General features: G+C 71.8%; 21 protein-coding genes, 1 tRNA gene and 2 pseudogenes. 10 read left to right on the top strand and 14 right to left on the bottom strand.

Annotation, left to right across the window (positions count from 1 at the left end):
• The first annotated feature begins 240 nt into the window (after positions 1-240).
• Positions 241-1074: a Pr6Pr family membrane protein gene (locus tag ACZ9QC_RS18090; protein ID WP_472921055.1), complete on the top strand. Its 834-nt coding sequence runs from the start codon at positions 241-243 to the stop codon at positions 1072-1074.
• 29 nt (positions 1075-1103) lie between these two features.
• Positions 1104-1177: transfer RNA gene (locus ACZ9QC_RS18095), tRNA-Pro, on the top strand.
• Between the two features lie 107 nt (positions 1178-1284).
• Here the strand turns inward: ACZ9QC_RS18095 and ACZ9QC_RS18100 are convergent.
• A pseudogene (locus tag ACZ9QC_RS18100) lies at positions 1285-1572 on the bottom strand (tyrosine-type recombinase/integrase); the annotation flags it as partial.
• A 108-nt stretch (positions 1573-1680) separates the two neighbouring features.
• Here ACZ9QC_RS18100 and ACZ9QC_RS18105 point away from each other — a divergent pair.
• The gene (locus tag ACZ9QC_RS18105; RefSeq protein WP_472921056.1) at positions 1681-2046 is read left to right on the top strand and encodes an ATP-binding cassette domain-containing protein; all 366 of its coding nucleotides are present in this window, start codon (positions 1681-1683) and stop codon (positions 2044-2046) included.
• Between the two features lie 57 nt (positions 2047-2103).
• Here the strand turns inward: ACZ9QC_RS18105 and pspAB are convergent, their stop codons facing one another.
• The 4 genes from pspAB to ACZ9QC_RS18125 are packed head-to-tail and all read right to left on the bottom strand — an operon-like array spanning position 2104 to position 4673.
• Positions 2104-2682 carry a PspA-associated protein PspAB gene (gene pspAB / locus ACZ9QC_RS18110; RefSeq protein ID WP_472921057.1) on the bottom strand — a complete coding sequence of 193 codons (579 nt, stop codon included), beginning with the start codon at positions 2680-2682 and terminating at the stop codon, positions 2104-2106.
• 17 nt (positions 2683-2699) lie between these two features.
• Positions 2700-3614 (bottom strand): zinc metalloprotease HtpX, encoded by a 915-nt coding sequence (htpX, locus tag ACZ9QC_RS18115; RefSeq protein ID WP_472921058.1) that lies wholly within the window; start codon positions 3612-3614, stop codon positions 2700-2702.
• 7 nt (positions 3615-3621) lie between these two features.
• The gene (pspAA, locus tag ACZ9QC_RS18120; RefSeq protein ID WP_472921059.1) at positions 3622-3900 is read right to left on the bottom strand and encodes a PspA-associated protein PspAA; all 279 of its coding nucleotides are present in this window, start codon (positions 3898-3900) and stop codon (positions 3622-3624) included.
• Positions 3897-4673 (bottom strand): PspA/IM30 family protein, encoded by a 777-nt coding sequence (locus ACZ9QC_RS18125; RefSeq protein ID WP_472921060.1) that lies wholly within the window; start codon positions 4671-4673, stop codon positions 3897-3899. The genes pspAA and ACZ9QC_RS18125 overlap by 4 nt, the downstream gene beginning before the upstream one ends.
• 907 nt (positions 4674-5580) lie before the next feature.
• On the opposite strand from ACZ9QC_RS18125, the gene ACZ9QC_RS18130 reads away from it, so the two are divergent.
• Together ACZ9QC_RS18130 and ACZ9QC_RS18135 are read left to right on the top strand one after the other, a co-directional pair.
• A complete protein-coding gene (locus ACZ9QC_RS18130; protein ID WP_472921061.1) occupies positions 5581-6147 on the top strand; it encodes a DUF4232 domain-containing protein in 567 nt (188 codons plus the stop codon).
• A gap of 56 nt (positions 6148-6203) precedes the next feature.
• The gene (locus tag ACZ9QC_RS18135) at positions 6204-6581 is read left to right on the top strand and encodes a hypothetical protein (RefSeq protein ID WP_472921062.1); all 378 of its coding nucleotides are present in this window, start codon (positions 6204-6206) and stop codon (positions 6579-6581) included.
• A gap of 26 nt (positions 6582-6607) precedes the next feature.
• Here the strand turns inward: ACZ9QC_RS18135 and ACZ9QC_RS18140 are convergent, their stop codons facing one another.
• The 6 genes and pseudogenes from ACZ9QC_RS18140 to ACZ9QC_RS18165 form a co-directional block, all read right to left on the bottom strand.
• Positions 6608-7333 (bottom strand): hypothetical protein, encoded by a 726-nt coding sequence (locus ACZ9QC_RS18140; RefSeq protein ID WP_472922005.1) that lies wholly within the window; start codon positions 7331-7333, stop codon positions 6608-6610.
• Positions 7334-8044: 711 nt separating this feature from the next.
• Positions 8045-8212: pseudogene (locus ACZ9QC_RS18145) on the bottom strand (helix-turn-helix domain-containing protein); the annotation flags it as partial.
• A 61-nt stretch (positions 8213-8273) separates the two neighbouring features.
• Positions 8274-9458, bottom strand: a complete 1185-nt coding sequence (locus tag ACZ9QC_RS18150; RefSeq protein WP_472921727.1) for a cytochrome P450 family protein — start codon at positions 9456-9458, stop codon at positions 8274-8276.
• A 107-nt stretch (positions 9459-9565) separates the two neighbouring features.
• Positions 9566-10831, bottom strand: a complete 1266-nt coding sequence (locus ACZ9QC_RS18155) for an MAB_1171c family putative transporter (RefSeq protein WP_472921063.1) — start codon at positions 10829-10831, stop codon at positions 9566-9568.
• Positions 10828-11316: a M48 family metalloprotease gene (locus tag ACZ9QC_RS18160; protein ID WP_230215982.1), complete on the bottom strand. Its 489-nt coding sequence runs from the start codon at positions 11314-11316 to the stop codon at positions 10828-10830. Before ACZ9QC_RS18160 ends, ACZ9QC_RS18155 begins: the two co-directional genes overlap by 4 nt.
• 737 nt (positions 11317-12053) lie before the next feature.
• The gene (locus ACZ9QC_RS18165; protein ID WP_472921064.1) at positions 12054-12509 is read right to left on the bottom strand and encodes a Secondary metabolite protein; all 456 of its coding nucleotides are present in this window, start codon (positions 12507-12509) and stop codon (positions 12054-12056) included.
• 644 nt (positions 12510-13153) lie between these two features.
• On the opposite strand from ACZ9QC_RS18165, the gene ACZ9QC_RS18170 reads away from it, so the two are divergent.
• Complete coding sequence (locus ACZ9QC_RS18170; RefSeq protein ID WP_472921065.1) at positions 13154-17578, top strand: nSTAND1 domain-containing NTPase; 4425 nt, start codon at positions 13154-13156, stop codon at positions 17576-17578.
• A 286-nt stretch (positions 17579-17864) separates the two neighbouring features.
• On the opposite strand, the gene ACZ9QC_RS18175 is transcribed toward ACZ9QC_RS18170, so the two are convergent.
• A complete protein-coding gene (locus ACZ9QC_RS18175) occupies positions 17865-18683 on the bottom strand; it encodes a TIGR03943 family putative permease subunit (RefSeq protein WP_472921066.1) in 819 nt (272 codons plus the stop codon).
• A complete protein-coding gene (locus tag ACZ9QC_RS18180; RefSeq protein ID WP_316726685.1) occupies positions 18680-19663 on the bottom strand; it encodes a permease in 984 nt (327 codons plus the stop codon). The genes ACZ9QC_RS18175 and ACZ9QC_RS18180 overlap by 4 nt, the downstream gene beginning before the upstream one ends.
• A gap of 169 nt (positions 19664-19832) precedes the next feature.
• Between ACZ9QC_RS18180 and rpmF the strand changes: the two genes are divergently transcribed.
• Both rpmF and ACZ9QC_RS18190 read left to right on the top strand, forming a co-directional pair.
• Complete coding sequence (gene rpmF, locus ACZ9QC_RS18185; protein WP_033524576.1) at positions 19833-20003, top strand: 50S ribosomal protein L32; 171 nt, start codon at positions 19833-19835, stop codon at positions 20001-20003.
• Positions 20004-20007: 4 nt separating this feature from the next.
• Positions 20008-21159, top strand: coding sequence for a GTP-binding protein (locus ACZ9QC_RS18190; protein WP_472921067.1), 1152 nt, complete (start codon positions 20008-20010; stop codon positions 21157-21159).
• A 114-nt stretch (positions 21160-21273) separates the two neighbouring features.
• On the opposite strand, the gene ACZ9QC_RS18195 is transcribed toward ACZ9QC_RS18190, so the two are convergent.
• The gene (locus ACZ9QC_RS18195; RefSeq protein ID WP_472921728.1) at positions 21274-23298 is read right to left on the bottom strand and encodes an NAD-binding protein; all 2025 of its coding nucleotides are present in this window, start codon (positions 23296-23298) and stop codon (positions 21274-21276) included.
• A 217-nt stretch (positions 23299-23515) separates the two neighbouring features.
• Here ACZ9QC_RS18195 and ACZ9QC_RS18200 point away from each other — a divergent pair, with 217 nt between their 5' ends.
• Positions 23516-24208 (top strand): hypothetical protein, encoded by a 693-nt coding sequence (locus tag ACZ9QC_RS18200; RefSeq protein ID WP_472921068.1) that lies wholly within the window; start codon positions 23516-23518, stop codon positions 24206-24208.
• Positions 24209-24445: 237 nt separating this feature from the next.
• Positions 24446-25087, top strand: coding sequence for a sigma-70 family RNA polymerase sigma factor (locus ACZ9QC_RS18205; RefSeq protein ID WP_472921069.1), 642 nt, complete (start codon positions 24446-24448; stop codon positions 25085-25087).
• The last annotated feature ends 75 nt before the right edge of the window (positions 25088-25162 follow it).

Below are 25162 nucleotides of genomic sequence, written 5' to 3' on the forward strand. Positions count from 1 at the left end.
CAGGGCCTGGGACTGGGCCTGGGCCTGGACCGAGGTAGGGCCCGCTCGACGGGGCCTGGCCGGGCTGGACCGGGTCGAGGGGCCATGTTGTGCCCGACAGGCTCGCGCTCTGGCGGGACTTGGGCTGTGCCGCGACGAGGCCTTCGGGCGCGCCCGACATGGCCGATCCCCGCCCCTGACAACCACCCGTACGGATCGCCCTGAATAGCCCCTTTCGTCCGGTCGACTTAGCGTGAGCGCATGACCGCACCGATACCCAGGGACATCCCCGATCTGCCCGCGATCTCGGGCATCCCCGCCCCGGTGACGTCCGTCGTGCCCGCGACGGCGGTGGTGGCACCGGCACGACGCCCACTGGCAGGGACGTACCGCGCCCTGGTCGCACTGGCCGCGGCAGCGGCCGTGGTGACCGAGATGGTGCTGGGCAGCCCGCTGCGCGCGTTCAGCCATTTCGCGGTCCAGAGCGCGGTCCTGGTGGCGCTGGTCTTCGCCGTCTCGGCCCGCCGCGCGTGGACGGCCCACCGCCCCCTGCCGTCCGCGGTGACGGGCGGCACGGTTCTCTACGCCGTGATCACGGCGTCGGTGTATCACCTACTCCTGACGAACAGCCCGACGACCTTCTCGATGAGCACGTCGCCGACGGGCGCCCTGGTCACGCCCACAGGCTGGCTCGCCGTGACCGACGTCGCCCTCCACACGGTGATCCCCCTCGCGGTGGTGGCGGACTGGCTGCTGCTGACGCGCCCGTCCCCACCCCGGCTGATCCACGCGGCGGCCTGGCTGCTCTACCCGCTGGCGTACCTGGCGTCCACGCTCGGCCGTGCGGCCCTGGTGACCACCGACTGGCCGGCCCCGTACCTCTACCCGTTCCTGGACGTCGACCGCCACGGCTACAAGGGCGTCCTCGGCAACGCCCTCCTCCTGGGCCTCGCCTTCTGCGCCGCCGCCTTCCTGATCGTGGTCGTCGACCACCTCCGCCCCGACCCGGTGCACCCCCGCCGAGGGCGCCCCGACCGCCCTGACCGCCACCCCGAAAACCGGATTTCGTCTCCGGCCACCGGTGGGCTAAAGTAAACGACGTCGCCGCGACAAGCAGCGACAATCGGGGTGTAGCGCAGCTTGGCAGCGCGCTTCGTTCGGGACGAAGAGGTCGTGGGTTCAAATCCCGCCACCCCGACAGCTGGATAGCAGTTCAGAGGGCCCTTACCGAATCGGTAAGGGCCCTCTGGCGTTGCTGTCTACCTGCGTGACTATCGATCCTGAGTGCGTGCTGAGTGACTACGGCTACTGCGGCCCCGCTCCAAAGATGCCGTCCATGACGACGGCGCCAGTCTGGATCACCGGCCGGATCTGCTTACGGTAGACCTCCTCAGTGACAGCCGTCCCGGAGTGCCCGACGAGCCGCGAGATCTCTTCCAGCGGGACGCCCCGGTCGGAGAGCAGTGACACGAAGCTGTGCCGGAGCTCCCGAGGGGTCCACTCGTCGGCGTTGACCCTGTCGACGTCCTTGAGCGTCTGGCGGAAGGCGCGGCGGACGTCGGCCGCGTCGAGCGGCTTGCCGACAGCCGAGGAGAGCGGATCGAAGCCGAGGTTCGCCGTAGCGATCCACCGTTGCCGCTTCTCGTCCCAGTGCGGACCGCCGTCACCACGGCTTCGGCCCTGTCCGCCGACGCCGGCACCGTGACCCGCAGCGGGCGGCCGGGCCACTGCCCGCAGGAGCCGGTTGTCCACGAACGTCTCACCTGCGACGAACACTTCGAACTCTTCGGTCACGCCTACGGCTTGACCGACCAGGCCGAGCGCCGCGCCGGCCGGCAGCTGTACGAGGAGCTGGGGTTCGGGAGATACGCGGCCACGGGCACCGCCCGTCTCTCCGGCGGCACCCTCTCCAAACTGAACCTGGGCCTGGCGCTGCTGGCGGACCCGGAGGTGCTGCTGCTGGACGAGCCCTACGCCAGGTTCGACTTCGACACCTACCTGAAGTTCTGGGAGCTGGTCGGCCAACGCCGCCGGGCGGGAGGCTCGGTGCTGATCAGGTCGTCATGACGGGCGCAGATTCCTGTCACCTGCCACCTCCCGGACCCGGATGCCCGCGCCGGCCCTTCACAGGCCGGGGGCGCCCCACAGCGGGAACCAGCGGCTCAGGTCCTGCTCGATACGCAGGTCGTCCTTGACCACCGCCTTGACCTGGAGTTCCAGCGGGTTGTCGCGTTTCTGGTGGGGCAGCGGAGCGAAGGGGTAGAAGGTGCCGCGCTTGTAGAGGTAGACCAGTGCCAGGGGACGCAGCTCGGCGTCGTGGAAGGAGACCAGGGAGCACAGGAGTTGTGGTCCGAAGCCGCTGTCCTGCAGGGCGGTGTTCACCGCGTGCAGATCGCTCACCAGCGCGGGCAGACTGTCGGGATCGCGGCGCGAGAGCAGCCACGAGTACCCGTACTCGTCACGGCTGAACTCCACGGGCACACCTGCCCGTTCGGAGTCCGCGTCCAGCAGCGCCCTTACCTCCTGCTGGACTTGGGCGAATGCCCCGCCCTCGATGGATGCGAAGCACACCGAGCCCGCACCGGTCGGGGTGAAGCCGACGGCCGCCTGGAGGGTGATCGCCGCCGAGGGCAGGCCGAAGAGCTGGTCCAGGTCTGGCTTGACCGGCTTGGACCGGCCGAGCAGGGCGTCCAGGAATCCCACGAGCGCTCAGCTCCTTCTCATGGCGTCCGACTGCCCGGTTCGCCCAGCTCGGCGGAGATCTCCGCGAGGGCCTCCAGGCGGCTTTCCAGGCTGGGGTGGGTGGAGAACAGGTGGGCCACCGCGGTTCCGGGGCCGAGGGCGGGGGTGAAGAAGAACGCGTTGAACGCCTGGGCCGTACGCAGGTCTTGGGTGGGGATACGGGCGATGTCGCCGCTGACCTTGGTCAGGGCCGAGGCCAGAGCGGAGGGCTTGGCGGTCAGCATGGCTCCGGCGCGGTCGGCCGCCAGTTCGCGGTAGCGCGAGAGCGCGCGGATGAGCAGGAAGCTCAGCGCGTAGACGAGGGCCGAGACCGCCATCACCGCGACGAGCGCGACGGCGGCGTTCTGGTCGCGGTTGCGTCCGCCGAACAACTGGGAGTAGAAGGCGAAGCGGACGACGAGTCCGGCGATCACACCCAGGAACGAGGCGATGGTGATCACCGCCACGTCACGGTGCGCCACATGGGAGAGCTCGTGGGCGAGGACGCCTTCGAGTTCCTCGCTCGTCAGACGGCGCTGCAGTCCCGTGGTGACGCAGACGACGGCGTGGTCGGCGTTGCGTCCGGTGGCGAACGCGTTCGGCAGGTCCATGTCGGAGATGGCCACCTGGGGTTTCGGCATGTCGGCGGTGGCACACAGCCGGTCGATGACGCCGTGCAGTTGGGGTTGTTCCTCGGCTGTGACGAGTCGGCCGCGCATCGCGTAGAGGGCGATCCGGTCCGAGAACCAGTACTGCGCGGCCAGCAGCCCGGCAGCGATGACGACCACCAGGACGACGGACTTGAGCAGCACGATCAGTGCGGCAATGAATGCCACATACACCAGCCCGAGCAGGAACATGGTGACCGCCATGCGGGCGGTCAGCCGCCGGTCGGGCTCGAAACGACTGCGCATCGCGTCCTCACCCCGGGATCAGACCCTCGTCGGACAGCAGATCCCGTACCTGGGCGAGGCTGGTGCCGGCATCGGGCAGCACCAGGTCGGACGGTGTGATCCGCTCGTCCGGCAGTGCCGTGCCCAGGCTGCGTACCGCGTCCAGCAGGGCCGACAGTGCGGTGGTGAACGCCGCCTCGTCGCCCGCGTCGGCGGCCGACTGCAGGGCGGTGTCCAGCTCGTTGAGCAGGCTCAGGTGCTCTTCGGTGACTTCGTACTGGCCCTCGCCGAGAATCCGCATGATCATGATGTCGCCTCCTGGTCCGGCGAGGTCTTCGGGGGTTCGGCGCCCTCCACCGCCGCTGGGCCGGAGGCGGCCGGGAGCCGTGTCTTCATGCGGGCCAGTTCGAGCTCCACGTCCTGGCCGGCGCTCACGCGCTCGAGCTCGGCCTGGATGTCGTCCCGCCCGGCCGGCAGCGTGGCGTCCTCCAGCGCCCCGGAGGCGATCAACTCGTCAAGCGCTCCGGCGCGGGCCTGCATCTGCTCGGTCTTGTCCTGGGCGCGCCGCATGGCCAGGCCCACATCGCCCATTTCCTCGCCGATACCGGTGACGGCCTCGGTGATCCGGGTCTGGGCCTCCGCCGCGGTGTAGGTGGCCTTGATCGTCTCCTTGCGGGTACGGAACGAGTCGACCTTCGTCTGCAGACGCTGTGCGGCCAGGGTCAGCTTCTCCTCCTGCGCCCGCAACGACGTCTGCTGGTCCTGCAGATCGATGATCTGCGAGCCCACGGCCGTACGGCGGGTGAGTGCCTCGCGGGCCAGGTCCTCCCGACCGGCCGCGAGCGCCTGCTGCGCCTGGTCCTGCAGCTTGTCCGTGGACTGCCGCAACTGGTTCACCTGCAGGTCGACGCGCTTACGGCTGGTCGCCACGTCGGCCACGCCGCGCCGTACCTTCTGCAGCATCTGAAGCTGCTGTTCGTAGGAGTAGTCCAGGACTTCGCGCGGGTCCTCGGCCCGGTCCAGTGCCTTGTCGGCCTTGATCCGGAACAGGGTGGCGATACGGTGAGTGATGCTGGTCATGACGACCGCCTTCCTCTCGCCTCTTGGATGCCGGGTGACGCGGGAGAGACCGGCCGGGCCCGTTCGCGGGCAGGTGCGCGTCGGCGTCCGCCGCCGCGGTCACAGCCCGGACCATGGTTCTTCCATTGTCGGCGCGCACTGCCGGCCCGGCAGCTCCGCCGGTTCCGGGCCGGTGCGTGCCCCGGGCCGGTCATGGCGTCCTCCCGGCCCCAGCCGCGCCCTGAACGGCCCGGGTGTCACGGAGAGTGTCGGCAAAGGCGTGGGCGAGGGCCGCGGCGATGCAGAACATCATCGCCCGCCACTCACCTGCTGCAACTTGTCGGCGACGGAGAGTCGGATGGGCTTCCCCAAGGCTTTCCCGTCTTCACCCGCCTTCACCCGCATCGTCCCCTCTGCCCCATGTGGCGGTCTGGGGCCGGACGGTCCAGGAACAGTGGGCCGTTCAGCCCCTACCTGGCAGGGGTACCCGAGCGCGGATCAGCGAGCGAGGCGTGCGCAGCCCTTCGGAGACGGCGGGAAGGCGGGGCCGCCTGCGGTAGACGGCCCTCACCTCCCCCAGCCGTACGGAGCGGTGCTCGTCAGCCAGGGCCCCCGCCCAGGGTGCTGTGGTTCGGGGTCAGGCTGTTTTTCGGGGGGCGGCATCCCGGATCGGTATCCCAGGTGTTCTCGTTTTCGCAGGTGGTGGGGGTGGGATTGTTCCATCGTTGCGGGTTGGGGGGCGGGTGTTGTCCCCGGTTCGTGGGGCGGCCGAGGCTACGGGTGTCGCACCGGCTGGGGCGGTCGAGCGCCCTGCGGTGTCTCGGTGTTTCCGCCCAGCCCGTCCGCGGGAGCGTTCAGTTCTTCGAGCGCCCGGGACGCGGGCCGTGAGCGTGTGCGACCTCATGCAGATCAGCGAAGGAGCACGCACATGAACGTGAAGTCCCTTACGGGCCGTCGGGCGGCCGTGGCCGCGGGTCTCGTCCTGGCTCTCGGGTGGGGTGTGTCGGCTCAGGCCTCCGCCACCGGGCCGGTGGTGAAGAGCGGCAAGAGCGCCGTGGCCGCCTGCACGCAGAAGGTTCTCGGGGTGTCCGCCTCCAAGGAGCCGGCGGACAGCAAGGACGCCAGGCACCTCCTGCTGACCGTCCAGAACACCGGCACCAAGAAGTGCGACCTCTACCGCTACCCGCTCGTGCGGCTCGGCGACGGCAAGCGCACGGCCCCCGTGATCAAGGAGAGCGACCCGAACCCGGGGGTTCCCGTCACCCTCGCTCCGGGTGACGAGGCGTATGCCGGACTGGTCGTCAACGGTCCCATGGACGAGTACGAGGCGAAGAGCATCACCCTCGGCCTCCAGGGTCGTAAGCCCGGCAGCGGCGCGGGCAAGCCGATCGATGTGCCGATGCCCGTCGAGACGTTGTACGCCAACGACTTTCAGCGGGTCACCTACTGGACGACCGCTCCCGGTTTCGCCCTGGATTTCATCATGTCGAGGTGAGGCATCTCGATCCGTGACCGTTTCAGGCCCAACCAACCGCATTCAGTGGAGATTTGATGAGATCCGTCATCCGGAAGGTCACCGGCTTCGTGGGGGTGGGTGTGGCCGTGGCGACCATGTCCGTGACCGGCGCGACCGCCGCCCACGCGGAAGCCCCCACGCAGGGCTGCCCGTACCCCTACGTCTGCTTCTACGTGGACAACGACGCCCTGCTGGCAGGTCGGCCGATGGCGAAGTACCAGGTCGTCACCAGCGACTTCCAGTCGGTCACGCCCCGTCCGCACTACGGGGTCCTGAACACCCGCAACGACGACGTGGTGCATCTGCGGCTGCAGAGTGGGGGCTCGGTCTGTCTGGGGCCGAACTCCCACACCGTGTTCACCAACGCCTACAGGGTCAATGGGGTTCGGATCAGCAGCAGTTCCAGGTGCTGATCGCGGCTTGAGCCTTCGTCGGGGTGTCAGTCGCCGGTCTCCGATTCGGCCTCGGCTGAGGTCGTGGGGACCCAGCCGGCGTCTTGGTACCAGTAGTGCGGTAGGCCCTTGATGGTGGTGGTGCGGAAGGGGCGGCCGTGGTCGTCGATGCGCACCGTTCCCTTGCGGCCCTGTGAGGACCAGTCGAGGTCCACGTACCAGTCGCAGGTGCAGGAGTCGGTGCGTGCGGAGAGCAGCAGGACCTCCGGCTCCCGCAGGGACACCCGATAGGGGAAGTCGAGGGCCGGGTCCGGGTTGTCCGTCTGGTTTCCCGGGAGCGAACGGGCCAGGGGGCGGTGCGCGTCGAGGTCCACCGAGAAGTGGCGGGGGATCAGGATGGCGCCGCAGCCTTCGTACATGGAGTAGGCGATGCCCTTGGAAGCGGTGGAGGCAGTGGGGGCGGAGCGGCTGACCACCCGCACCCGCACTCCTTCGAGGGTGACGGGGGCGGAGCCGCTTCCCTGGACCGTGATCCGCAGATGGGTGGTACGCCCGTGGACCGCCCCCAGGGACGTGGCCCACACGGCGGCGTCCTGCGGGGCGGGGGGCGGCGGGACCTGCCGTGGGGGCTTGGCGATGACGTAGTCATGGTCGCATTCGGGTCTCCAGACGTGGGAGTCGGCCGTCCAGGTGAGGGGGACCGTGGGTGGGCGTGCGGTCGTGTCCGCGCTCGCCCGGTTGTCAGGAGGGCTGCTGTCGCCGGTGGGCATCATGGTCGGCCCTGACGTCTTCGTCGTGGGGCCGGCCGAGGTCGATGGCTCACCTGCGCCCGGGGAGGGTGTGGCAGCGGGTCCGGGGCTGCTGCCGGGGGTGGCCGATGCCCAGGGTTTCGGTGCGACGCGGGCCGAGGCCGTCGGTTCGCCGCCACCGGAGGTCGGTCCGGCGGCGGATGTGGTGAGGCCGGCGCACGTGACGGCGAGCGTGACCGCGAGTGCGATGGATCGGAGGGGGTGAGGTCGGGGGGAGCGTGGTCGGGCGGGGCGTCGGGGGGTGAGGCTTCGTGGGGTGGGCTGTCGTGGGGTGGGGTGTCGTGGGGTGGGTGCGGCTTCGTGGCGCCGGTCGGGCGATGAGGTGGGTGCGGGGGTGGGTGCGGGGGTGGCGTCGGACGATGGGATCGGGTCAGGGTTAGTGGCCGGCGACGGGGTGGGCTGCGGGCTCGGGGCGGTCTGCGCGGCCGGGGCGGTCCGCGCGGTCGGGTCGGGTGCCTCGTTCGGCGGGTCGGTGTGGCTTGGCGATGCGATCGGTGCGGTGGCGGTGCTCCCGGTGGCGTGGGAAGTCTGTCTCCTCGCCTCCGCGCGTGCTTGACGGGCCGCGGTTCGGCGTGGGCGTTGTCGTGCGGCGACTGCCAGGATCCAGCGGCGGTGCAGCTCCACGAGTTCCTCGGGCGAGGCATCGCAGAGTGCGGCGAACCGCTTGACCGTGTTGAAGTCCAGGGGGACCGCCTCGCCGGCGCAGTATCGGTGCAGCGTGGAGGCGTTCATGTCCAGACGGCCGGCCAGTGCCGCGTAACTGCGGTGCGAGCGCTCCTTGAGGCGCGTCAGCAGGAGCGCCAACTCCTCGATTTCTTCGTTGTGTTCGTGGGTTGCATCCATGTGTGTCAGTACGACGGGGAGGGGCTTTGGCGTTGCGGCGAATTGCTGCTTGAGACCACGCTCACTTGGGGTGATCTCGAAGGGTGAGGGGCAGGGACGCCAGGCCTCGGGTCAGGCGGGTGTGGCGCCAAGGGAGGGTTTCGGTGGGGGTCGCCAGGGCGGCGTGGGGGTAGCGGGTGATGACGCCGCGCAGGGCGAGTTCGGCTTCGGCTCGGGCCAAGGGGGCTCCCAGGCAGCGGTGGATGCCGTGGCCGAAGGCGAGGTGACCGGTGGCGCCGCGGGTGAGGTCCAGGCGGTCGGGGTCGGGGAAGCGGGCGGGGTCGCGGTTGGCGGCGCCGGGTGCGATGAGGACCGGCACGCCTTCGGGGATCTCGGTGCCGCCGAGCGTCAGCGCCTCGGTGCTGAAGCGGAACGTCGCGATCCCGACGGGTGAGTCGTAGCGCAGCAACTCGTCCAGCGCTCCACCGAGGAGCTGCGGCTCGGCCCTCAGGCGCGCGAGCGACTCCGGGTGCCGTAGGAGGGCCAGGGCGGCGTTGCCGATGAAGTTGGTGGTGGTCTCGTGGCCGGCCACCAGCAGGAGTGCGGCGAGCGAGACGAGTTCGTCCTCGGACAGGCGGTCCTGGCCGTCACGTACGGCGATGAGGTCGTCGAGCAGGCTGTCGCCGGGCGCGGTGCGCTTGGCGGCGACGAGGGCGGTCATGTACTCGCCGACGGCGTGGGAGGCAGCGTCGATCCGCTGCGGGTCTCCGGCGGCGAACAGGTCGCTCGACCAGGTGCGTACGGACGCGCGGTCGGACTCGGGCACCCCGAGCAGCTCGCAGATGACCGTGACGGGGAGCGGTACCGCGAGGTCGGCGATCAGGTCCACTGTTCCGTGGTCCGGCCAGGCGTCGAGCAACTCGTCGACCAGGGAAGAGATGTAGGGGCGCAGCCGCGCCACCGCCCCCGTGGTGAACGCCTTCGTCACCAGCGCCCGTAGCCGGGCGTGTTCCGGAGGGTCGGTGGCGAGCATGTTCCGGGAGACGGCCGGATGGAGATCGCGCTGCGACGGCCGGCCTGCGAAGAACCTCGCGGTGTCCTTCGAGAGGCGGGGGTCGGTGAAGGCCTCCCGGGCCTCGGCGTAGCCCGTGACCACGTAGCTGTGGCGGCCTCCCCCTGAACCGGTGGGCACCTTGTGTACCGGTGCCGCGTCTCGGAGGCGGGCGTAGGTCGGGTAGGGGTCGGCGAAGAAGGTGGGGTCCTGCAGTGGGTCGGTGGCCGAGGGTCCCGATGGGGTTGGGTGGGGCTGCGTTGGGCGGGACGGGTTGGGCGGGTGGGACGAATGGGACGAATGGGGCGGGTGGGGCGGGTCGGTCACGTTCGGGGGTCCGTTCCGGACGGTGTCAAGGGTTCGGTGGTGGGGGTGAGGGTGCGGGTGTCGTTCTGGGTGTATGCGTGGGCTACCAGGAGCAGCCATTCGGTCTCGGCACGGAGGTCGCCCGGTCGGGTTCCGGTCGTCAATTGGGTGCCGGTCGTCAATGGGGTGCCGGTCGTCAATGGGGTGCCGGTCATCGATGGAGGTCCGGTCACGGATCGGGTTCCGGTTCGCTTCGCGTGGACGGCTGCGCGGAGGATCGCGGCCTCCACGATCGCGTCGCCTTCCGGCGTACCTGCCAGGCCGCGTGCGGCGACGGCCCGTTCGGCGCTTTCCCGAACGCGCTCCGAGCGGTGGGGGCGGAGGGCGAGTACGCCGTCGTTGATCTCGATCACCCGGCGGTGGAGGAGGAAGTCGGAGTCGTCCACCTGCTGCGAGCCCTCCGAGGCCAGGACGACTTCGGGGGTCGTGTCGGTGATGTCTTTCCAGAGGGGCGCCAGCGCGGCGAACGACCTCGTCTCCCAGCGACGGCGCAGGAACTGGCTGAACGGCCAGACGACCGCCGGGAGCGTGAGCCCCAGGGTGATGAGGAGCACGGCCAGCGCCGGGGCCGTCACGCTGAACACGCAGCGGACGGGGCTGATGGGCGTCGAGCAGCGGACGCCGTGCGGCAGGAGGTTCAGTTCGAGACCGATGGAGACCAGGCCGAACACCTTGTAGGCCGCGTACAGCAGTGCGAAGACGCAGCCCACGGCGGTGATGCGCAGTCCGACGCGCTGGCTCCTGCGGCGGGAGTGACCGGCCTGCTTCCAGGTCTGCTTGCCGAAGTCCTTCGCGGTGACGCTGAGGTAGGTGATGTAGATCAGGACGTAGAGCGCGTACAGCTGGGGCGAGTCGTCGTTCAGTCGGCTGGCGGTGAACAGCACCGTCATGCCGGTGACGGAGATGCCGAGGAAGAGCACGCGCCGTCGGATGCTCCGCCGGGCCTCGTCGGGTTCCAGATCGAGTTGGAGCATGAACGCGAGCACGGCGGTCGCGGCGGCCAGGGTGAAGGAGTTGCTGAGCAGCCGCCCGCCGTCGGGGACGATGCTTTCGACGGCGTTCTCCACGACGGACACGTACGAGCCGAAGGCGCAGGCGAAGGAGACGAGCAGTGCGGCCATGGCCCAGGTGCCGGTCGGCCGGTGGCCGCCACGGCCCCGGACCCAGTAGCCGGCGGCGAGCAGCAGCACGAGGGCCACGCCTGCGAACAAGAGGTCGATCATCGGCGCCGACGGCCCTTTCTGGTGGGTTTGGCGAACAGGGCCTCCCAGCGTTCGGCGCCCTTCTCGGGCTCGCGGGGAGGTAACTCGCGTCCGCGGTAGATGTGCTGTCGGATGACGGTGGCCATCGTCTCGGCCTCGCGTTCGTCGTCCGTGGAGTAGCTGGTGCGTCCGTTCATCCGCTGGACGAGGGTGGGGTTGAAGCCGAGGGCCCGGAAGGCCTCGGGGTCCAGCTCCAGCGTGCCCGGGTGGTCGCAGATGATGTGGCTGACCTCGTGGGCGAGGATGTGGTTCTGGTGCAGGGCGGACGTTCCCTCCTCGTAGAAGAGGAGATCCGCGTCGGGTGTCTCCAGGCGGATCCCGCAGGGGGCGTCGATCGCGCCGAGGGTGCTCAGCGGTCTGAGGATGATCGGACGGCCGCGCTTCTCCGCCACGGCGTCGCAGAGGTCCCGGGTGTTGAAGCGGTGGGGGAGGTGAAGCGCGTCCACGCGTTCCTCGCACGCGCGGCGTAACCGCTCAAGGTCCATGTCCGGTCCTGACGTTGCTCGGGTCTGGCCGCCGACGGCGTGACCCCGTAAGGCCGGAGTGCGATCCGGGATCCCCGGCACCGAATCGTTCGAAAGCTTAGGCGAACGCGTAGGCCGGTCCAAGGGAATCTCCGGGCTGTGGCCGAATGGCCGGATCTCGCGTTCGGGGATCAGCGGGTGGTGCCGCGATCGATGCCGTGTCGGTGTCGTGCCGGCGCCGTGCCGGGTCCGGTGCCGGCAGCGTCGTCGGTCGGCTGCTGGAGGCCGCCAGGGTTGAGTTGAGGGGCAGGAGCAAGAGCCGGAGGCTGGGCTGGGCGGGGTGGGGCGGGGGCAGAATCCGCAACTGAGGCTGGTCGCCGGGTCCTGGGTGAGCTGGCCATCCGCCGGTCGCCGGCCCCGGAGGCGGCCGCCGAGCGTGGGATGTCGGTGGCGAAGGCGCGCTTCACCGGGTCCGGGTGCGGGTGCGGGTCAGGGGTCGGCGCAGGATTGGGGCAGGGTTGGCGCAGGGGTTGGGGCCGGGAGAGCCTTCACTCGGCCCCGGGCGAGTCGGCCGCCGGTCGCCGATACCCGGTCGCCCGTACCCGGTCGCCAAGCCACTGGCCGTCAGCCACTGACCGCCACCCCCGTTGCCGAGCGCCGCTCGTCGGCCCCGCAGCCCAGCACCGCCGCAGCCCCGCAGCCCCGCAGCCCCGCGGTAACTAATTGTCCAGGTCGAGGTCGGGTGGCAGCGTGTCGCCGGGGAGGCCTTCCAGGATGCGGGCCTGCTCGATCACCGCTGTGACCATCTGGAGGGTCTCCGCGCTCAGGCCGTTGGCCCGCAGGGCGACCGTGCGGACGTTCTGGTCCCGCATGGCGGCGAGGACGGCGATCTCCGCTCGGGTGCGTTCGGCGGCCTTCTCGTCGACGAAGTAGCCCGCGGGCACGCCGAAGAAGTCGGCCAGAGCCTTGATCGTGTGCCTCGTGGGGTTCTTCTTGGTGCCGGTGCGCAGTTGCTGGATGGCGCTCGCGGTGAGCCCCTTGCCCTCCTCCCCCGAAGCCTCTCGGATCCCTTCCGCGACCTCGGCGTACGTGTAGGGCCCGCGACCCGCAGGGTGGACCTCCTGGAAGAGGTGGTCCAGCAACTGCGCGAAGGTGCGCGGCTCGTCGTCTGTCACGTCCGGTTCGTCCTTGTCCTGATAGCCGCTGTGTCCACTCTGGTGTGTGTGAGCGCGGAACGTCGTGGCTTCTCATCAACTTTAGTTGACGATCGACCACAACTACGGTGTACGTTCTACGGGGGTCACTCACACCAGAGTGTTCCATGGCTCCGATCGGCTGTCTTCGGCGCGGGCCATGAGAGCTCCCAGCCGGTGGCCGGGTTCCGCGGGGGTGGGCCCGGCCACCTCGGAGCCGATTCCGCTTCCGCTTCCTCGCCCTCAGTTCATTTCATTCCCCGTGTACGCGTCGGCGCCTTGGGCGCCTCGTTCGGCACCGGTCCCTCCCCACGTGGGGACCGGTGCCGAACGGTGCGGGGTGTCGGTCCACGCTTGGGGACGTGGACCGAGGAGGGTGGCCAGGGGGCTTCGCCCAGGGTGGCCGGAAGCGTGCGGCATGATGGATCGGATTTGCGGGCGCTACGCCGGTGTCCCCTGCGGGGCGTGCACCGGCGTGGGCGGCTTGGGCCAGATCCTGCCAGTGGGGGCTGGTGGAAGAGGAGGGCTCTGGCGTCCGGTGGCGGCATTTCCGCAGGTCAGACCAGTAAGCCGAGTTTTCCGGTCCGGATGTCCACGTAAGCGGGGGAAGGTAAGGGGTAGATGCCTTGAGTCACGACTCAGAGGCACGCACGGCCTTCGCGGAACGTCTCGCGCTGCTGTACAAGGAAGCGGGCAACCCTCCCCTCAAGAGCGTCTCCGAGTCGGTCGTCCGGCTGCAGCGGGTCGACGAGCGCGGGCGCCCCGTGCGGGTCTCGGCCCAGCGGATCAGTGACTGGCGACGAGCCCGGAACGTGCCCGCGCAGTTCGCCGCCCTCGCCGCCGTCCTGCACGTGCTGATCCCCGAGGCACGACGGGCACGACCCGTTCCGGTCTCCAAGGGGCTGTACGACATGGCCCAGTGGCAGCGGCTCTGGGAGCGGGCCCTGGCCGATCCCGCCGGGGAGCGCCCCGGGGACTCCGCGTCCGGCGCCGCCACCGCCGCGTCGGGTACCGTCACGGACGAGCAGCCTCCCGGCGACGGCGCCTCCCTCCCCGGTGGTGTCTGCCCCTACCGGGGGCTGGCCTCGTACCGGCAGCAGGACGCCCGTTGGTTCTTCGGGCGGGAGCGGAGCACCGACGCGCTCGTCGAGCAGTTGCGTGCGGCGGGGCGCACCGGCGGTCTGGTCATGCTCGTGGGTGCCTCGGGCGCCGGGAAGTCCTCCCTGCTCAACGCCGGACTCGTGCCCGCCGTGCGCGGCGGCGCCCTGGAGTCGGACGGTGACGGCGGCAACAGCCGGCGGAGCGCGGGCGTCGGGAGCGCGGGCGTCGGGAGCACGGGCCTCGGGAGCACGGGCTCCGCCGGTGGGCGTAGGGCCGGTGATGTGCTCCAGCTCGTACCGGGAGCCGATCCGGTCGGGGAGTTGACCCGTCATATACCGGAGCTGGCGCAGGTCGTGTCCGCCGCCTACGAACCCGGTACGCCGATGTTCGCCGAGGCGGTACGGGATGCGGTCGCGGCGTGGGCACGGCGACGCGGGACCGAGACCCGCGACGGCGAGACCAGGGACAGCCGCGACATCACCAGCCACGGCACCGGCAGCCACGACAGCGCCGACACCGGCACCGGCACCGGCACCGGCAGCAGCGCCGGCGAGACCGGGAGCGCCGCCACCCCCGCCCCCCTCCGCCCCGTCCTGATCGTCGACCAGTTCGAGGAAACCTTCACGCTCTCCTCCGACGAGGCGGACCGGCGGACGTTCGTGCAGGTGCTCAGCGCGGCCTGCTCGCCCGGGGAGGAGGGCGGGGTGGCACCCCTGGTCGTGGTGCTGGGCGTACGGGCCGACTTCTTCGAGCAGTGCCTCGGCTATCCGGAGCTGGCCGACGCCCTGCAGCACCGGCACATGGTGCTGGGGCCGTTGACCACGGCGGAACTGCGGGAGGCGGTGACCGGCCCGGCCAAGGCCGTGGGGCTGGAGCTGGAACCGGGGCTGGCCGAGCTGATCGTGCGCGAGGTGAGCGCGGACGGGCCGCGCGGGGCGCACGACGCGGGCGTGCTTCCCTTGCTGTCGCACGCCCTGCTCGTGACGTGGCAGCGGCGGAAGGCGGGCCGGTTGACGCTGGCCGGTTACCGGGCGGCCGGCGGTATCCAGGGCGCGGTGGCGGCCACCGCCGAGCGGGCCTGGTCGGGGCTGGACCCGGCTGCCCGCGCGGCGGCGCGGCTGCTGTTGCTGCGGCTGGTCCGGCTGGGCGAGGACACCCAGGCCACCCGGCGCCGGGGCACCCGGCGGCAGCTCGCGGACGGTTCGGCGGACCCGGCGAAGACCGAGGAGTCGCTGGAGGCGATGGCCCGCGCCCGGCTGCTGACGCTGGACGCGGAGACCGTGGAGATCACCCATGAGGCGCTGCTGCACGCCTGGCCGCGCCTGCGGGGGTGGATCGACGAGGGCCGCAACGACCATCTGCTGCGGCAGCGGCTGGAGGAGGACGGCCGCGCCTGGGAGGACTCCGGGCGGGACTCCTCGCTGCTCTACCGGGGCTCGCGCCTCGAACAGGCGCACACCTGGGCGCAGTCCACCAGCAACGCCGGAGGCACAGGGAACGCAGGGAGCACAGGGAGCGCAGGGAGCACCGGCAGGGACGGCCGTGCCGGCCGTGCCGACGGCAAGGGGCGGAGTGGCGGGGACGGGCGCGCCAGGCACCCCAGCGGCACCGCCGACACCGCCGACACCGGGGCCGCCGGGGCCGCCGGGGGCGCCGGGGGCGCCTTCCTGACCCGTAGCGCGGTGGAGTTCCTGGCCGCCTCGGTCCGGCTGCGGCGGCGTACCGTCCGGATCCGGCGGAGTGCCGTGGCGGCGCTGGTGGCGTTCGCCCTGGTCGCCGTCGGCTCGGCGGTGGTCGCCTGGCAGCAGCGCAACGACGCGGTGTTCGAGCAGGTGGTCGCCCAGGCCGATCGGGTCCAGTTCTCCGATCCGTCGCTGTCCGCCCAGCTCGACCTGGTGGCGCACGAGCTGCGGCCCGACGACGAGGGCACCGGCAACCGGCTCGTCTCGATCGTCAACGCGCCCCTCGCCACCCCTCTCCTCGGCCACGGCGGTGCCGTCTACCTCACCTCCTTCAGCCCCGACGGGAAGTACCTGGCCACCGCCAGCTACGACCGGTCCGTACGGCTGTGGGACGTGGCGGACCCGTCCCGGCCCAAAGCCCTGGCCAAACCCCTGACCGGGCACACCAGCTGGGTGAGCAGCGCGGTCTTCGCGCCGGACGGCCGTACCCTCGCCAGCGCTGGCGACGACGGCACGATCCGTATGTGGGACGTGCGGGACCCGCGTGCGCCGCGCGCGCTGGGCGCACCGCTGACCGGCCACGACGGCACGATCTTCCTGATCGCCTTCAGCCCGGACGGGAAGACCCTGGCCTCCGTGGGCGAGGACCACACCGTACGGCTGTGGGACGTGAGCGATCCGGCGCACGCGAAGGAGATCGGCGCGCCCCTCACCGGGCACAGCGCTCCCGTACGCGCCGTCGCGTTCGGCCCGGACGGGAAGACCCTGGCGACCGGGGGCGACGACAACACGATCCGGTTGTGGGACGTGGCCGATCCGCGTGCGCCGCGCGCGCTGGGCACCGTGCTCAAGGGCCATACGAGTCTGGTGCACTCGCTGGCCTTCAGTCCCGACGGGCGGACGCTGGCCAGCGGCAGTTCGGACAACACCGTCCGGCTCTGGGACGTGACCGAGCCTCGGCGGGCGAGTGCGCTCGGCGCGCCGCTCACCGGGCACACCGGTCCCATCTGGTCCGTGGCCTTCAGCCCGGACGGCAGGACGCTCGCCGCCGCCAGCGCGGACAGTACGGCGAGTCTGTGGAATGTGGAGGACCCGGCGTACCCGTCGCAGGTCGGCGAGCCGCTGGCCGGGGCGAGCGGGGAGATGTTCGCCCTGGGGTTCAGCCCGGACGGCCGGACCCTCGCCACCGGGAGCGGCGACAGCAAGGTCCGGCTGTGGGCGCTGCCGACCTCCGACATGGTCGGCCGCAACGGGGTGTTCCGGCCGGACGGTCGGGTGCTGGCCACCGCCGGGCGCGACGGCCGGATCCGGTTGTGGAACGTGGCGGAGCCCGGTCGGCCCGTGCTGCTGGGGAAGGCGTTCACGCTGAAGGACAGCGGCAACCGTTCCCTGTCGTTCTCCCCGGACGGCCGCACCCTCTCGATCGTCGCCGGGAACCGGGCGCTGTATCTGTGGGACGTCGGCGACCCGGCCCGGCCGGTGCTGCGGGGGTCGCCGCTCCCGCTGCGGATCCGGTACACGGACGCGCAGGCCTACAGCCCGGACGGGCGTGTGCTGGCCACCTCCTACGGTGACCACGACGTGCAGCTGTGGGACGTCGGCGACCCGTCGCACGTGGTCCCGCTCGGCAAGCCCCTCACCGGCCACAAGGGCTACATCCTCGCCCTGGGCTTCAGCCCCGACGGCCGGACCCTCGCCAGCGGCAGCGCGGACGGCACCATCCGGCTGTGGGACGTGGCGGACCCGGCCCGGTCCACACGGCTCGGCGGGCCCCTGACCGCCCACCGCGGCGCGGTCAGCGATCTCGTCTACAGCCCGGACGGCAGGACGCTGGCCAGTGGCGGTGGCGACGACAAGGTCCGGCTCTGGGACGTCTCCGACCCCCGCGAGGCGAGGCGCCTGGGCGCGCCGCTCGTCGGCCACACCGAGGCGATCGTCTCGCTGACCTTCAGCCCGGACGGGCGGACCCTGGCCAGCGGTGGCAACGACAGCACCGTCCACCTCTGGGACGTCTCCCGCCCCGCCGACGCCTCCCCCATCGGCCGGGCGATGAGCCCCAACGCCAAGACGGGACAGTTCCTGTCCTTCAGCCCGAAGAGCGACATGCTCGGTGTCTCCAGCGGCGCCGACACCGTACGGCTGTGGAATCTGGACGTCGACGACGCCGTACGGCACATCTGCTCGTCGACACGCGGGGTGCTCACGCGGGAGAAGTGGGACGAGTACCTGCCCCGACTGTCGTACGAGCCACCGTGCGAGGGTTCCTGAACCCTCTCTGAGCAGCTCTTTTCCCGGTTCTCGCCGGTCCCGTCCGGCCTGCTGGGCGGGGCCGGGGGTGAGTGGAGGGGCCCGGGCTGTCGCGTGATACCGATCACAACTTGTCAACGCTATCGACCAGTCGGGTCCCGTCGCGCGAACAGCCTTGTTAGCCTTGGCCATAGCCCGGTCGCTGGTGCATCCCCCGTCGCCAGCGACCGGGCCCTTTCATGCCCGCCGGGGCTTCGCCCCCGCGCACTGGCCCCTCGCCCCCGCGCTCTTCCCTCCCCCGCCCGTCTCAGCCGTTCCAGGCCTCGTCGTACGGGTCCTGCGGTGCCTTGACCGGCTTGGTCGTCGTGACCTGGAGGTAGGGGACGGCGGTGCCGTTGAGGGGGTCCTCGGTCCGCTTCGGTGTGTAGGTGCCGGTGACCTCGATCCAGGTGTCGGGCTGGAGGACGGCGGGGAGCTCGCCGGTGAGGGCGATCTTGACGGGCTGGGCGTCCGCGGCGCAGCAGTTGAGGGCCATGCGGACCAGATACGGCCGGCCGGAGTCGTCGAAGGCGAGGAAGCCCGTGACCTTGAGCGTGCGGCCCGCGAGGGCCCGCCCCTTGTCGTAGACCGCGCGGCCCGCGTAGTCGGCGACGCTCAGGCGGAGGGTGCCGTCGGCGGGGAGCGTCGGATAGCCCCAGGGCTGCTCCTGGAGTGCCGTGCCGGTGCGCATCGCGGTGTAGGAACCGGCGGCGGGCGGGGCGACCAGGACGAGGGCGAGGAGCGGGAGGACGAGGAGCCAGGAGACCCGGGGTTCGCGGTGGGCGTGCGGTTCGGCTGCGGGCGACTGGTCGGCATGCGGCTCGTGGGCATGCGGCTCGTCGGCGTGGGTGTGCGGCTCGTCGGGGGTGTCCGGGTGGTCCCGTGTGGGCCGGCCGTCGCTCTGGCGTCGTGCCCGGCGTTCGTACCAGAGCGTGGCGACGGCGGCGGTGATCAGGACGATGCCCGCGCCTATGAGGAGAGGGCGCAGGCCGGCCTTGACGTAGCGGAGGTAGAGGTCGGTGAAGCCGGCGTGCAGCAGGGCTCCGCCGGTGAGGAACAGGACGACGGTCTGGGCCTGGCGGTTCACAGCAGCACCGCCCCGACGAGGGCCGACACCAGGATCGCGAGGGTGAAGGTGGCGGGGGCGAAGCGGAGCGCGAACGCGCGGCCGAAGGTGGCGGTCTGCATGGCGAAGAGTTTCAGGTCGATCATCGGACCGACGACCAGGAAGGCCAGCCGGGAGGTCAGGGAGAACTGGGTGAGGGAGGCCGCGACGAACGCGTCCGCCTCCGAGCAGATCGACAGCAGTACGGCCAGGACGGCGAGGGCGAGGATCGCGATCGCCGGGTTGTCGGCGGCGGCGTTCAGCCAGCTCGCCGGGACGACGGCCTTGAGCGTGGCCGCCGCCATCGCGCCGACGACCAGGAACCCGCCCGCGTGCATCACGTCGTGCCGCACCGAGCCCCAGAAGGCCGCGCCCTTGCTCTGCCCCTCGTAGGACGGCCGTTCCGGCGGGCGCATCCATTCGCCGCGGCCCACCCGCTGCCACAGCCAGCCCATCGCACACGCCACCAGCAGGCTCGCCACCAGCCTGGCCAGCACCATCTCGGGGTTCCCCGGGAACGCCACGGCGGTCGCGGTCAGCACGATCGGGTTGATCGCGGGGGCGGAGAGCAGGAAGGCGAGCGCCGCCGCGGGCGTCACACCCCGGCGTACGAGGGCGCCCGCGACCGGCACCGAGGCGCACTCGCAGCCCGGCAGCACCACCCCTGCCACGCCCGCCGCCGGGACCGCCAGGGCGGGCCGCTTCGGCAGCGCGCGGACGAAGAACGACGCGGGCACGAACACCGCGATGGCCGCCGACAGCAGCACCCCGATGACCAGGAACGGCAGGGCCTGCACGACCACCGCGACGAACACGGTCATCCAGCTCTGGGTCACGGGCGCGGACAGCAGGCCCCGCAGGGGGGCCTGCGCCACCACCGCGAGGACCAGCAGCATGGTGAGCAGCAGGGGTGGGTCGAGATGCCGGCCGCGGTGGGGGGCTTCTTCCTTGGTTGTGGCCACGGGGGACGGTACCTCCGTAGGGAACGGCTGCGCTGAGCGGGCCTGTTCGACCCTTTCCTCCCATACGGCGCCCGGCCCGCGGTTGCTCACGGCCTCCGGATCCCAATTTTAGTAATGGGATCCATTTTCATGTAGCGTTCCGGTCCATCACCCTGTGGAGGAGGACCCCATGGCCGTACCCAAGCGGAAGATGTCCCGCAGCAACACCCGCCACCGTCGCGCCCAGTGGAAGGCGAGCACGCCCCAGCTGGTGCCGTTCACGGTCGACGGCACCACCCACCTCGTACCGCAGCGGCTGCTGAAGGCGTACGAGCGCGGGCTGATCCACCCCGAGGGCTGAGGCCGTGACCACGCTCCACGAACGCCTGCCCGTCACCGTCCTGTCCGGGTTCCTCGGCGCCGGCAAGACCACCCTGCTCAACCATGTCCTCGGCAACCGCGAGGGACTCCGCGTCGCGGTCATCGTCAACGACATGAGCGAGGTCAACATCGACGCCGCGCTCGTGCGCGGGGGCGAGGCGGCGCTGTCCCGCACCGAGGAGCGGCTCGTCGAGATGACCAACGGGTGCATCTGCTGCACCCTGCGCGACGATCTGCTGGAGGAGGTGGACCGGCTGGCGCGGGAGGGTCGTTTCGACTACCTGCTGATCGAGAGCTCCGGGATCAGCGAACCCATGCCCGTCGCGGCGACGTTCGCCTTCGCGCGCGACGACGGCGCCACGCTCGGGGATCTCGCCCGGCTCGACACCATGGTCACGGTCGTCGACGCGGTGAACTTCCTGCCGGAGCTCGCGGGTGGCGACGAACTGGTGGCGCGGGGGCTCGACCAGTACGAGGACGACGAGCGCACCGTGAGCGATCTGCTCATGGACCAGGTGGAGTTCGCCGACGTGATCGTGCTCAACAAGACCGACCTGGTGGACACGGCGACCGCCGAGCGGCTCGCGGCGACCCTGGCGCGGCTCAATCCGGCGGCGCGGATCGTGCCGGTCAGCCATGGGCGGATCCGGGTCGGGGAGGTGCTCGGCACGCGGGCGTTCGATCTCGAACGGGCTCAGCAGGCGCCCGGGTGGGTGCGGGAGCTGAACGGGGAGCATGTGCCGGAGACCGAGGAGTACGGCATCTCGTCGACCGTCTTCCGCTCCGAACGGCCCTTCCATCCCGTGCGTTTGTGGGACTTCGTGACCGAGGGGCTGGACAGCGGCGCGTTCGGGCAGGTGCTGCGGTCGAAGGGGTTCTTCACGCTCGCCGGGCGGACCGGGGTCGTCGGGCTGTGGTCGCAGGCCGGGTCGGTGGCCCGCTTCGAACCGACGGCCGCGCAGGATGAAGAGGCTCCGTTCGCGCAGGAGTTGGTGTTCATCGGGACGGGGTTGCGGGGGGATGCCCTGCGGGCGGCTCTCGCGGGGTGCCTGGTGACGGAGGGCGAGGTGCGGGCCGGGGTGGCCTTCGACGACCCGTTTCCGGCGTGGGAGACGCATGGGGTGAGCTGCGAGTGAGGTTGTCTGCGGGCGCGTGGGGCTTCTCGCGCAGTTCCCCGCGCCCCTGAAAGGCCGGGGCTGCGCCCCTTGCATTTCAGGCCCGCAGGGCCGCAGACGACGCGCGGCCCAGGCCTACTCCCCCGCCCGTCTCCCCAACAACTCCGCCAACCCCCGTCGCGTCGCCGCCAGGACCACACGGTCCTCGGCCCGCAGGACGTACGTCGGCGGCAGGTCCCAGATCAGTCCCGAACCCGGCGGCGGCCCCGGGCCCCGCTCCGCGCCCGGCTCCCCGGACGCCGCCGTGTCGAGGGCCAGCACCCGCCACGCCCCCGCCCGGAACGCCTCCGCGACCGTCCGCCCCTCCAGGCGCCGGTGCCCTCGGACCTCCACGGCGGCGAAGAGGAGCACGCGGCGCTCGACGGGGATCGCGCCCAGGATCTGGCGCCCCATCATCGCGCCGGCGAACGCGGGCGCGGCCAGGTGCGTGACGCTGCGGCTGCGGGTGAGGGCGCCGGGGTGCGCGGCGCGCAGGGTGCGGTAGACGGCCGTGGCGAAGTCGTCGTCGTAGAGGCGGAGGACGACGCGCAGGTCGGGGCGTACGGAACGGGCGTACAGGCCGGCTTCGAGGTTCGTCGTGTCGGAGCTGGTGACGGCGAGGAGGGCGTGGGCGCGGTGGATCTTGGCGGCCTCCAGGACCCCCTCCTGGGTCACGTCGCCCAGGATGACCGGCACCCGCAACCGGCGGGCCTCGGCGAGACCGCGTGCCTCGGGGTCCTCCTCGACGCAGACCACCGGGATGTGGAGCTCGCGCAGCCTGGCGAGCACGCGGGTGCCGATCTTGCCGAGGCCGAGGAGGACGACGTGTCCGGACAGGCCGCGCGGCGGCTTGCGCAGGGCGGTGCCGCTGCGGAACGTGCCGAGCGCCTCCAGCACGGCGGCCAGGAGCACGGGCAGGAGGAGTAAGCCCATGAGGCCGGAGAGGAGTTGGAGGATCTGGCGGGAGTCGCTCTGGTCGGTCGCGGGGTCGGCGATCCCGAAGAGGTCGAGCAGCGTCGCGTACGTCGCCTGGAGCGGATGCTCCCCCGTGATCACCATCTGGGCCACGGCGAGGGCGAACACACACCCGATCATCCCCGCGAGGGACCACCGCAGCCGCCGCGAGAGCAGCGAGCCGACGGCGCCGAACGGACCGCCGCCGGACCGGCCGGGCGGCAGCGCGGGCCCCGTGTAGCGCACGGTGTCGAGGACGACGGTGCCGCGCCCGGTGGCCGCCGCCACCGCCGCCTCGTCGGGTAGGAGTTGGGGGCCGCGTTCCCCGCTGCCCTCGGAACCCTCGGTTCCGGCGGGGTCGTTGGTGGTGGCCGACAGCAACGCGAGGGTGCAGAGGCCGCCCGTGCCCCGTCCTCCCGAGCCCTGCCCTCCCTGACCCTGGCCTCCCTCGCCCTGGCCCGCTTGACCCGGCGGGCGTTCCACGGCCCTCAGCATCAGTCCGTCCGTCTGGACGACCTTGCTGGTCCCGGCCACGGCGGTCGCGGCCAGTGCGGGCGCGGCCGTGTCGGCGTCGGACAGGACGGTCGTCGAGGCACCCAGGCCGTCGACCCCGTCGGCGGCCGTGCCTCCCGTCGCCAACGCCGACGCTTGGTCCAGGAGTTCCTCGATGTGCTGGCCCAACCGGCGGTTGTAGAGCCTGAGAACGAGCCGCAGGCGCGGGTTGAGGCGGCGGGCGGTGAGGGCCGCACGGATGTTGGTCTCGTCGTCGTCGTACACCAGGGCCAGCGCGGCGGCCCGTTCCACCCCGGCCTCGGCGAGCACGGCCTCGGTGGCCTCGGCGGCCTCCAGGACCCGCTCGCCGCCGTCCCGTGGGCTGTTCCTGCCGCCGCCGGTGCGGTCGCCGACCACGCCGGTCCGGTCACCGGTACGGCTCCCGGAACGGTCGTCGGTCCGGTCGCCGGTGGGTGGATCGCCGTTGCCCGCCGCCCTGTTGACGGCCGCCGTCACCCGGTCGAAGAGCGCGGCGGCGGTGCGGGCGCGCCCGACGACCGGTCGCTGGGCGATCCGCGCGGTGGGCGGCACGACGAGGGTCACCTGCTCCCGGTACACGGTGCGCAGTTCGGCGGCGAGCCGGTGCGCCAGCCCGTCGTCCCCGCAGACGACCATGTGCGCGCCGGGGTCGGCGGGACCCGGCTGCCGGCCGGGGCCGGTACGGCTGTTGTGCTGCGAAGGGCTCCCCACGAGGCAGAAGACTGCCTCATCGACACCGCCGGTTCCCCAGTGATCCGGATCACAGTTGCCGGTGTGAGTGCGACGCCGGGTGGAAAAACGTACTCAAGGGGGACGGGATGACGGCGGTGTCCGGATGCGAGGATGGGGCGCCATGACCGCAGGGTGGGCTACACGCACGACACGCGCCGCGATGTTCGCGGCCGTCTGCGTGCTGCTCGCCGCCCTGGGCCACGTGTTGATGTCGGGGGCTCATGTCCCCTGGTGGGCCCTGGCCGTCGGGGCCGCCGCGACCGGTGCGGCGGGCTGGTGCCTGGCCGGACGTGAGCGCGGCCTGCCGCTGATCACGTCCGTGGTGGTCGCCGCGCAGACGGCCCTCCACTGGGGCTTCGAGCTGGCGCGGCCGTCGGGTTCGGCGGAGGCGGACGCGATGTCCGTCGGCGCACTGTCCGGCGGCGCCATGGACGTGGGCTCCGCCCACATGAATCACGCCGCCATGAATCACATGGTCCACATGGGCCCGACCGCCCACGTGGACCATGTGGACCCCACCGGTTACCTCCTGGACGGCGCGTACACGTCCTCCTCCGGCATGTTCGCCGCGCACCTGCTGGCCGCGCTGCTGTGCGGTCTCTGGCTGGCCCACGGCGAGCGCGCCGCGTTCGCGCTGCTGCGGGCCGTGGCCGGCCGACTGGCCGCACCGCTGCGGCCCCTCGCGCTGCCCCTCGCGGTGGAGCGGCCGCGTCCCCGGCTGCGGCGCAGCCGTACGGACCGCTCGCCTCGTCGACTCCTTCTCGTCCACGCGATCACCTCTCGGGGTCCACCCGCCGGGACCGCTGTCAGCTGACGACAGCCGGTGCCCCGGGGCAGCCACCACGGCTCGCTCCCGGGCTACGGCCGTACGCCGCCCACGCGCGTGCCGTACGGCCGGCTTCCCTCCCCTCCGGACCACCGAACGCGTTCCCACGCGTCCCCACGCGTCACACACGTCCGCACGCCTGCCTGCCAGCCCGCGTGCCCGCGTGCCCGCGTGCCCGCGTCGACGGATGGTCCGGGTCTTCGGACGACCCGAGAAGGACATCAGGTGATCACCCTTACTCCCCCGCCCGCGTCGATCCCGCGCGCCTCCCGGTCCACGACCGACGAGTCCATAACCGCCTGGGCGCTCGCCGCGCGCGGCGGGGACCCGGAGGCCGTCGAACGGTTCGTCGGCGCGCTCCAGCGTGACGTCCGGCGGTTCGTCGCCCACCTCTGCGCGGACCCGCAGGCGGTGGACGACCTCGCACAGGACACGTTCCTGCGCGCGCTCGGCAGCCTGCACCGGTTCGAGGGCCGCTGCTCCGCCCGTACGTGGCTGCTGTCCATCGCCCGCCGGGCGGTGACCGACAGCTTCCGGTACGCGGCGGCCCGGCCCCGGCTGTCCGACGTACCGGACTGGCGGCTGGCCGTCGAGCACGCCCAGCCGCGCGGGCTGCCCGGCTTCGACGACGGGATCGCGCTCGCCGATCTGCTGGGCGCGCTGCCCGAGGAACGACGTGAGGCGTTCGTCCTCACGCAGATGCTGGGGCTGTCCTACGAGGACGCGGCGGAGCTGACCGGGTGCCCCGTCGGGACGGTGCGGTCACGGGTGTCGCGGGCGCGGAGCACGCTCGTGCGGTTGCTGGCGGCGGCGGAGGGATGCCGGGAGGAGGGGCGGGAGGGCGAGCGCGTGCTGGTGGCGGCCTGAGGGGGTTCCGCGTCGTCGGTCGGCGTCCGGTGCCTCGCGCCGCGGGTCCGGTGGGGGTTCTCGCGCGGTTCCCCG

The sequence above is a fragment of the Streptomyces sp. HUAS MS02 genome (genome assembly GCF_055702265.1).